Below are 10,954 nucleotides of genomic sequence, written 5' to 3' on the forward strand. Positions count from 1 at the left end.
AGTTTAGTCCGTACAGGACTCAAAAAATGTAGGGTTGTAAATATTCTAGCTCAGACAATGAATGAACAATGCCTACTCCCCCACTCCCCTACTCCCTCTTTTCTAGAGATATCAAATGGGTTCTATATAAGATCCGGTTGAATACTTGTTATATAGTTGGGGGGATGGGGGGATGGGGGATGGGGGGATGGGGAGTAGAAAGTGTAGATAGAATTATGAAGATATATTATATAACCGGATTCTATATTATTTTTGGGCCATAGTCAACCCAAAATCCTAACATGCATGAGCATGAAGAGCTGAAAATCAAGGTATTTCAGACTTAAAAAGGCTAAAACCTTTATCTGTAAATGCTTTTAGATTTAATCAGCAAGCCATAATTATCTGGAGATGTCTCATATCAAATCGGGTGCATCTCAATGCAAGAAGAAAGCCAAAAATTTATTGATGCATAGGGAACAGGGAACACTTAACTGGGAATAGGGAATAGGAAATAGGAAAAAAGTATTTTGGCAAATATGAGATGCACCCATCAAATCCGGTAGTATCGGTATAAAAAAGCGGAGAAAGCGGGTTTGTATAGCGCTACGCGCAAGTCAGAAGTCAGAAGTAGTCCCTGATATCATGTCCGGTTGAATAGTTATAAATAAAAATGGAGGAGTCAGGAGTCAGGAGTCAGAAGTCAGCAGGGTTTCTTCCAGTTGTGACTTAACTCTATACACAAACAATGCTACCGGACATGATATGACTTCGTTTGAACATTGATTGATGTCCTAATCTTTGCAATGCAAGATTTTTTCTTCTGCCTTCTGCCTTCTGACTTCTGACTTCTGCCTTTTGTGATAAAACTTATTATTATGTCCTACTACCAAAATTATGAACAATCAGTCTCCAGAAAGTTTGAGGTTAGCTCAAGAAAAAGCATCAAGAGGATTTTTATATCAAAAACAGGGGAAGTCTGAAGCTGCTATATCTTTATACCAAGAAGCATTGACTTTGGTACCAAATCTCCCTTTTGTTCACTATAATTTAGGGATAATTTTTCACCATCAGGAAAATTTACTAGCAGCTTCTAGTCACTATCAACAAGCGATCGCTTATTACCCAAAGGATATTCAAGCTTACTATAATTTTGCTATTGTTTTAGAACAACAAGGTTTACTAAAGCAAGCTATTTATAATTATCAAAAAGTTATTAATTTATGGGAAAATAGCACTGCTAATATTTTAATTCAAATTCAGGCTTATCAAAACTGGAGCGGTATTTTAGTTAAGGAAGGTAGATATCAGGAAGCTATAGAAATTCTGGAGCAAGCTATTACGAAAAAACCAGATGATGCGACTCTCTACAAGGATTTGGGTAAGGCATTTTTAGAAGCAGGAAAGGTACAAAAAGCTATTGCAAATTATCAGCAAGCTTTGGCATTAAATCCTGGATTAATACTAGGTCGTTATCATCTGGGTAAAGCTTATCAAAAAGAAGGTTTACACTTAAAAGCTATTGTTCATTTTCAGGAAGTAATTAAACAGCAACCGGAAAATATTTCTGTCTATAGTGACTGTGGTTTTTCTTTCTTGGAATTAGGGAAAGTTGAAGCGGCAATACCTTATTTGCAAAAGATAATTAGCAATAATCCTTTTGTGGAAAGTTATTGTAAACAAACAGATTTATTAACTGGGTTAGATGATTTAGAAAAAGCAAGAATAGCTTGTGGTCAATTTCTCAGAAGACTACAAAAATTAGATATTAACCAGAAATTGGATTTAGCAGGACTTAGAAAAAAATTAAGTTTAATCTACTTATATTTAGGCAATGTCTTGTTTGAGTATGGCGAATATTCGCAAGCTGAGAATTATTACAAAAAAGGATTAGAGTTTCAGCAATTTAATGTCGATCTTTATCTAAGATTAGGCGATAGTTTAGCTAAACAAAAACGTTTTAATACTGCTATTATAATTTACCGTCTGGGTTTGGCTGTTGAACCTGATAATTACTTGCTCAAGCAAGCATTAGAAAAAGTTTTAGCAGCACGAAATAATTTTTCAGAAGTTTCCAACGCAGAGGGTATTAAAAGTATATTTAATCTAGAGTTAGAGGCAGAATCTTTATCGACAACTGTTGAACTAGGAGATGAGGATAATTTGCTTGGCATTGAATCTCCAAGCAAATTTATCCGCCGTTTAAACAATGACGTTTTTAACCCTAAGACAGGGAATTTCGGTGGAAAAAATACTATTTATTTCCTCACACCTAATTCCCAAGACGATACCCCTAAGTTTTCTAAAAAATTAGAGGGTAGCAACGATACAATTCCTGAAACTGAATGTCAGGGATTAAATTGCAAATCTTGTCTCAAGCGAATTTTTAAAGAACTTAAAACAATTCATTTAGGAAATGGTATTCATACTTTTTCAATTTCTGAAATAGAAACATATAAAAATATTTCATCTGTTGATTTTCCAGAAATACCAAAGTTTTTCATAGAGGTAGAAAATGGTAGAGCATGGATAGTTCCGCAAAAAAATAATTGGATGGTTTGTAATGCTATCGCTATTATTAATGACAATAATCAATTATTAGCTGAAGTTTCTCGCGAATATCCTGGGCAGTTACCAGGATGTGAAAAATATGATGTTAAGAACCATCGGTTTTTTACTACAGAAAAATTACCGCCTTTAGAGCAAATAAACGGTACGGTAGCAGTTTTGTCTGGGTTATCAGGAAATGTTTATTTTCATTGGATGGTAGACATATTGCCCCGGATTGAAATATTAAGACGTAATGGTATAAATTTGGAGCAAATAGATTGGTTTTTAATTAATAGTATTCAACAACCATTTCAAAAAGAAACTCTCCGGATTTTAGGAATTCCAGAAGAAAAAATTCTGGAGAGCGATCGCCATCCTTATATTCAAGCTAAAAAATTAATAGTTCCGTCTTTTTCTGGGCATTTAGGATGGCTAGAAAGATTTGCTCTGGAATTTCATCGTCAAACATTTTTTAATGAGAAGGGAGAAGTAGAAAAGTCGAGGAAAGAAGGGAATTTGCCTGGTACTTCTGGCAAGCGGGAGCAAGAGTTTAAATCCTCAACTGAAACGAGTTCAGTTGTTCCTTTTCAGGAGGAATATGAATCCTCTTCTGACAATTTCCTTTTGCCTTCTTTAAAAGATGATTTGGTATTAGGAGAAAAACTAAATAATCAAGTAGCTTCTGCCGATATGGCAAGGATTTATATCACTAGGAATAAAGCTAAACATAGAAGAGTTATTAATGAAGAAGAAATAGTCGATTTATTAAGTCAATATGGCTTTATAACCATCGAATTAGAAACTCTTTCTGTTGTAGAACAAGTAAGATTATTTGCTAATGCAAAAGTAATAGTTTCTCCTCACGGTAGTGGATTGACAAATATTATGTTTTGTCAACCAGGAACTACCGTGATTGAATTAGTGTCTCCTAACTATATTAGACATTATTACTGGGTCATTAGCCAACAATTAGGATTAAAGTATTACTACTTGATGGGAGATGAATATTCTTATTATCCTCTCCGCCAAATTATGTATCCTAATCCTCTTACTGAAGATATTACTATTAATTTGGGTAAACTGGAAAAAATGCTATCCCAGGCAAGTATAATTAATATAGATTCTTATAAAAAAAACAATTTTTCCCCTACTGGAAAAACTTATCAATAAATGACTATTTTTGATCAAAAAGTGTCTAATGCCAAAATTGATCCCTCTGTATCTTCCCAAAAAGAGGAAGAATACAATACAACTAGAACTGCAGTAAACGATAAAATGCTATCCAATGTTAACTTGGCAGAAACCACTGCTAAATCCCATAAAAAAGCTCTATTTTTTTTAAAAGAAAAGAAATTAGATGAAGCTAAAGTAGCTTGTGAAGAAGCGATAAAAAATCAACCAGATTTTGCCGAAGCTTACAAAACAATGGGTATTATTATCCAAAATCAAGGGCAGATGAAAGCAGCCTTTAAGTGGTATTTGCAAGCTATAAAAATTCAACCAGATTTTGCCGAAGCTTATGTTAATATTGGCACTCTTTATGCCAAAAAACAACAATGGCAAGAAGCAATTGATTATTATCAAAAAGCAATTTATTTCAAACCAGATTTAACTGCAGCTTACCGTAATATAGTCAAAGCATATCAAAAATTAGGCAAAGTTTCAGAGGCAGCAAATTATCAATATCAACTTTACTGTTTAGAACCTGAAAAAATTACAGAACGAGAATATATAAATTTAGGAAATACTCTGCTGCAACAAAAGCAATTAACAGAAGCTATCTCTTGTTATCGTAGCGCTCTAAAATTAAATCCTAATTCCGTAATAGCATATCAAAATCTGGCAGAAGCATTATCCCAAAACGGGGATTTTGAAGAGTCAAATATCTGTTACCGAAAAGCGATTAAATTAGGAATAACAAGTCCCTCAAAATTTAATCATAAATCAGGGAAAAAAACACCTTATTTAGATTCTGTAAATCCAGTATTTCCCATAAACTCAGCTAGAATAAATCGTCATCAAACGGAACAAAAAAAGCTAGAAATATCCCCAGAAAATAACAATAAATTAATCAACCAAACTGTAAATCAAGATGCTGTAGAAGCTTATAAACAATTAGGCAAAATGCTACAAAATCAAGATCAACCAGCAGAAGCTTGGCAGTGGTATACAAAAGCTATATCTATTGCACCAAAAGACCCAGAAATTTATCGAGATTTAGGTAGTTTGTACGGAAAACAGCAACAGTGGCAAGAAGCAATCAAATGTTATCAAAAAGCCTTGGAAATAAATCCAAATATGGCAGATGTTCACCTTTATTTAGCAACAGCATTAACTAATGTTGGTAAAAAGTCAAAAGAATCTGAATTGTGGCAGCAAAGTTATTCTCTAAAACCAGAAAAAGCAACGGCAGAAGAATATTTGATTCTGGGCGATGCTATGTTGCAAAAGAATATGGTAGATCGAGCAATATCATATTACTGTGATGCGGTAAAAAGTAATCCCAATTTAACAGTGGCAAATCAAAAATTAGGGGAAGCTTTAAAACTTAAATCTTATGCTCAAGACTCCAATTCACAATCTCAAATTTATCCAAATAATGATTATCTAAATTCTCAGATTGAAAGTTTGCAGGATGGTATAGGAGATAAATATGATTTAGTAAAAAACAAGCATCAAAACTCCAATTCAAAATCTCAAATTTATCCGAATAATGATTATCTAAATTCTCAGATTGAAAGTTTGCAGGATGGTATAGGAGATAAATATGATTTAGTAAGAAACGAGCATCAAATTAACCAACGCGATAGTAAGGTAGTAAGAAAGTCTGGTACTTTTCAAGAAATATTCAAACATTGTGATAGATTTTTCCAGAAGTTATTTATGGGAATAACTTCGGTTTTCAACGCCAATAATAAATTATCAAGAAAAAGTTTAGAACCATCTCCAAATATGCCCAGACTTGAGAGTGAAAATAATTCTTTTCCTTTAAAATCAGAAATAGAGTTGCCGACAAAAGATACAACAGGATTTTTGACTGCAGACTTAGTATTAAATGATGAAACAAATTTAAGCAATACTAACGTTAATGGCGAGCAAAAAGCAACACAAGAAAAAATAGATAGAACACAGACTTTATCCCCTACTGAACAAATAGAAAACACCAAACAAAAAGCTATACCAGTAAATGCTCACCTTGTCGATGTTAAAAAGTCAGAGATTGCCCTAGCAAATGTTTGTATTCAAAGGGCAACCGCTTATAAGAAAGAGGGATTATATGAACAAGCGATCGCCGAATGTAAACAAGCAATTGTAGTCAAACCAGACTTAGCAAAAGCTTACAAAATTTTAGGCAATATCCAGCAAAAAATGGGTAGTGCTAGTCAACGTCAGGAAGCGAAAGCAAATTACCAAAAAGCTATATCTCTTGATAGTCAAGATGCTTCAATTTATGCCAACCTGGGTAGTCTGTATGCACAGGAAGAATTGTGGGAGCAGGCAATACCCTGTTATCAGAAAGCGATAAATCTCAAACCAGATTTTGCAGGAGCATATCGTAACTTAGCTAAAGCATGGACTCAGGTAGGTAAAGAATCAGAAGCAGCAGACTGTTGGTATCAAGCGTATACTTTGGAACCAGAAAAGATCGCCCCCGAACAATATCTAAATCTAGGTAATACCCTGTGTCGTCAAAGTCAATTTACTAAAGCTATATTCTGTTATCAACGCGCAATTAAATTAAACCCAAATTATGCTGCTGCTTATCATAATTTAGCTGCAACTTTGAAGCGTCAGGGTAAATTAGATGAAGCTAAAATTTACGAGCAAAAAGCTAAACAGATTGGTAATAAGACAGCAGAGGTAAAAGTTAACAGCAGTAAACCTCAAAATATTATTAATCCTGAAGATATTTTGCACTCATCTCTAGACAAAAAAAGAAAAGAGAAGTTGCCTGAAGTTAATCAAGCAGACTTAATAAAAGAAGCAGAGGCAAATCTTGTCAACGGTAAATTTTATGAGGCGATCGCTACTTGTGAGGAAATAATTTCTCTGAAACCTGACGCCGTTGCTTATCAAATAATGGGTAAAACTTGGGTAGAGATGAATCAAATAGAAGAAGCGCTCGCTGCTTATGAAAAATGTCTAGAACTCAAGCCAAATTTTGCCGAAGTTTATGTCAGTTTAGGAGAATTATATGTTCAACAGGAGCGACACTCAGAAGCTATAACTGCTTACCAAAAAGCAATTAAATTTGCGCCAGACTTAAAAGATGGTTATCGCAATTTAGTTGAAGTATTGCTAGCTCAAGGAAAAGTTGATGAAGCTGAGGAGTTATCCTGCAATGCTCTCATCCAACATCCCAGTTGGGCAACTCCCGAAGAGTTTTGTACTTTAGGTAAAGGTTTAATAGAAGAAGGTAAAACAGAGCAAGGAATAACTTGTTTTGAGCAAGCTATTAAATTAGATCCTAAATTGTGGGAAGCTCATTATAGTTTAGGGGAAATTTTTAGCTCTCAAGAAAACTGGGATGAAGCAGTTAAATATTATCGACAAGTAGTAGAGTTAAATCCTGAATCTATAGAGTCTTACTATGGTTTAGGTAAAGCTCTAGCAGAAAAAGAAGAATGGCAAGAAGCGATATTTTGTTATCAGCAAATCATTGAATTAAAGGTTAGTCAAATTCAACCAATTTCTTCTGAAAATGAGGATAATATAGAACTGGCAGAAATTTACCATTTGTTAGGAAATGCTTTGCAAGAAATAGGGCAACTTGATGAGTCTGTAGCAGCTTATCAAAGTGCCATTGAATTAACAGAAAGTTCACCAGATTAAGGATGAATAATTAATGGAAACTAGCACAATTTATTTACCACCAAGATTAGAGTTAAAAATTGACTTAACAGACGAACAATTTTGGCAACAATGCCCAAGAAAATGACAACCTAAGATTTGAAAAGAGTGCCACAGGAGAACTAATTATCATGTCGCCTACGGGTGGAAATACAAGCAAGCGCAATATCAAAATTAATACCCAATTAGATCTCTCCAAAAATCGGCGTTGGTAAAGCGCGTGTATGATATTAATCTTAATTACTTAGGAGTCAGGAGTCGTAGGGGTTTTCCGTCCGGAAAGTCCGTACAGGAGAAATGAGGGAAGAAAGAGGAATAGAAGGAGAAAGTTTTTTGGTCGTGTAAACAGACTCTTAGTTCTATCGCGCTCTGATCCGGACAAGATATCATACCTCAAATTACCAACGCCCAAAAATCAAAAATGAAATCCATTCAAGATATGAAATCAACAATTTCATTCCCTCACAGGAGTGCGCGTTCCCTCTCTTGGTCGGCGTTCCGCAAGCTATCTGGCGTCGTCGCGGGGTCCGACCGCTTGCGACTTGCCTCTTGCAGAGGAGTTTCCTCTTACTACGGTAGCTATCGCTAACGCTTTTCATGTCGCGCAGCGTTAGCGGAGCTTTGCGTCAGCAAAACGTCGTCGCGGGGTCGCACCGCTATTCCCTATTCCATCTCTTGGTCAGCATTACCTCACAGGAGTGCGCATTCCCTCACAGGAGTGCGCATTCCCTCACAGGAGTGCGCATTACCTCACAGGAGTGCGCATTACCTCACAGGAGTGCGCATTCCCTCACAGGAGTGCGCATTCCCTTGCGACTATCGTCGTCGCGGGGTCGCACCGCTTGCGACTTGCCTCTTGCAGAGGAGCTTTGCTTTTTCTTATAGGGAATGCTCCGCAAACATGTCGCGCAGCGTTAGCGGAGCTTTGCGTCAGCAAAACGTCGTCGCGGGGTCTGACCGCTTGCGACTTGCCTCTTGCAGAGGAGCTTTGCTTTTTCTTATAGGGAATGCTCCGCAAACATGTCGCGCAGCGTTAGCGGAGCTTTGCGTCAGCAAAACGTCGTCGCGGGATCTGACTGCTTGCGACTTGCCTCTTGCAGAGGAGCTTTGCTTTTTCTTATAGGGAATGCTCCGCAAACATGTCGCGCAGCAAAACGTCGTCGCGGGGTCGCACCGCTATTCCCTATTCCCTGACAACTGCCACGAAGTCTAATGATGAATCTTAGACTAGGAAATGTTTTTCCAACTGTTTCCTGTTCCCTGTTCCCTGTTCCCTGTTCCCTGTTCCCTGCTATAAATTAATTTCAAACTTTGAGCTTATATTGTTTCAAAATCATCAGGACCAATATCTAGATTAGGATCTAATTGTATGAATTCTATGGCATTGCCATTTTCATCAATATAGTACATTAAACCTTGGTCTGAGTCGTAGACTAGATTTGCATCTGGGTTTTGGGCAAAATCAGCAAGAGTAGTAAATTCATCCGGATCGAAATTACCATCAACACCAATTAACTCATCGAAACTATTAGCATCAAGTCGTATTTTGTCTTCTCCTGGAGTAAAGTCAGTGAGAGTATCAACTCCTGAGTCAACAGGAACAAAACTGTTGAGAGTATCAAAACCAAATTCCTGAGTTCCATCAAAAGTAAATGTCTCATCCTCAAAAAACTCAAAATGGAAGATATCTGCTCCCCTACCACCTTCCAAAAGGTCCTTACCTAAACCACCTTCAATTAAATCATCCCCTCTTCCTCCGTAAACTGTATCATTACCACTACCTCCTCTAACCGTATCATTTCCACGGTTTCCCAAAACTAGATCGTCGCCTTCTCCTCCAATAACACTATCATTACCCCTACCACCTCGTAAAATGTCGTTACCTAAACCACCTTCAACTAAATCATCCCCTTTGCCTCCGAAAGCTGTATCATCACCGCTACCTCCTCTAACCGTGTCATTTCCACGATTTCCAAAAACTAGATCGTTGTCTTCTTCTCCATGAACTAAGTCGTCATCACCCCCACCATAGAGGGTATCATCACCAATACCACCTCTAACATTGTCGAACCCTCTGTCTCCATCAACTAGGTCGTTTCCTTCCTCGCCTCTAACCAAATCATTACCCTTTCCTCCATGTATACTATCATTTCCGAGACCACCTCTAACCGTATCAGATCCTTGGTTACCCAGTAGATAGTCATTTCCCTGATCCCCACTAATCCAATCATCATCATTATTTCCGTAGACACTATCCTCACCTTTGCCACTAAAGATAGTGTCTTGGTCACCTCTACCTTCAATCCTATCATTTCTATCAAGACCTAGGATCAAATTCCTGTTATTTGTACCAAACAACGATTCGTTACTATTATTAACCGAGTCGATTATAACTTCTGCATCACCAAATTCATTAGGATCAATTGGTGGCCGCAGGATATCCGGTTCCTGATCGCCGAAGTCTTGTGGAATTGGAATTTGAATTGACATACTAAGCTATTTATATTAAAAATTTTATCAGTAGTTATGAGCGCACCAGATAGGATTTTACATTATTAAATATTCATTTAAATCAGAACAAAGAAATTTTTCAATTTTTATTTGTATCTCTTGATTAGAGATATGAGAAATGCATCTATTGTATTGAATGTATTGAAATTCAATTGCTTACTAATTTTGGCTTATATACTACTTAGACTTTTAATGCCATGTTTTTGTTTCTGTATTTTTTTGACACTTAATTTCAGGGCAGTCCTCCATTGCAATGGTGAAGACATCTATTTTTTAATTTCTTCTCACACTCCCCACATTCCTCTCCTGGGAAGGATCAGGGGTGGGTAGCTACACCCCCTACTAGGATACTCCCTACCATTAGTATGAACCACTACCAATTTCAGTATACACAAGCTCAATATGTAGTTTTAGGTAGACAAGATTAGTTATACCTATCCTTTGTATTTTTTTCTCCTTTTTCCAGCTCAAAATCCTTCAAGGCATGACTAATACCTAACCATGTTACTAACTAGGGAGAAACTTTTTAGCCTCACTCTTCTCACTCTTATTTACCTTTTGAAAAAGTCAATAAATAGGGTTCGGGGGGTTTAAGTATTGCAATCTTGGCATTGAACTAAGAGTATTATTCAGTTTCCCTCGCTCCAAAAGCCATAAGATACCTTCTACCTCCCAAATATACTATAGCGTTTCTCAAATTGGTGAGATACAGTTTTAGATCCCCCCTGCCCCCCTTAAAAAGGGGGGAGTCTTCAAAGTCCCCCTTTTCAAGGGGGATTTAGGGGGATAGTAACTGTACCTCATCTTTATGAGAAATGCTATAGATGCTTTCCAAATACTTCTTAGACTTTGGGCAATTTCCGGAACATCTAATTGGTTTTACATGGTACAATTTTTAGCTTGGTAATCAATAATTAACCAGATTTTCCAACTATCAATTATTTAATTTGTAGCTAGAAGCAGATAATTATGGAAACTACTACTGCTGCCCTTAAAGAATGGAATGTTGCTGTTAATGCTTTAGAAAATGGCAACACAATTATGTTACTAAGAAAAGGTGGAA

4 protein-coding genes are annotated in these 10,954 nt (G+C 36.6%); 3 read left to right on the forward strand and 1 reads right to left on the reverse strand.

Translation table 11 applies throughout. From position 1 onward, the window contains the following. Positions 1-876 precede the first annotated feature (876 nt). Positions 877-3,699, forward strand: a complete 2,823-nt coding sequence (locus F6K40_RS35180) for a tetratricopeptide repeat protein (protein WP_293143289.1) — start codon at positions 877-879, stop codon at positions 3,697-3,699. After that, entirely contained in the window at positions 3,700-7,362 is a 3,663-nt protein-coding gene (locus F6K40_RS35185; protein ID WP_293143291.1) for a tetratricopeptide repeat protein, read from the forward strand. 1,335 nt (positions 7,363-8,697) lie between these two features. On the opposite strand, the gene F6K40_RS35195 is transcribed toward F6K40_RS35185, so the two are convergent. Then, a complete protein-coding gene (locus tag F6K40_RS35195; RefSeq protein ID WP_293143294.1) occupies positions 8,698-9,870 on the reverse strand; it encodes a calcium-binding protein in 1,173 nt (390 codons plus the stop codon). A 990-nt stretch (positions 9,871-10,860) separates the two neighbouring features. On the opposite strand from F6K40_RS35195, the gene F6K40_RS35200 reads away from it, so the two are divergent. Beyond that, positions 10,861-10,954 (forward strand): DUF1802 family protein (locus F6K40_RS35200; RefSeq protein ID WP_293143297.1); only part of this gene is annotated, 94 nt, incomplete at its 3' end.

This window comes from Okeania sp. SIO3I5, from assembly GCF_010672085.1.
Lineage (GTDB): Bacteria > Cyanobacteriota > Cyanobacteriia > Cyanobacteriales > Microcoleaceae > Trichodesmium.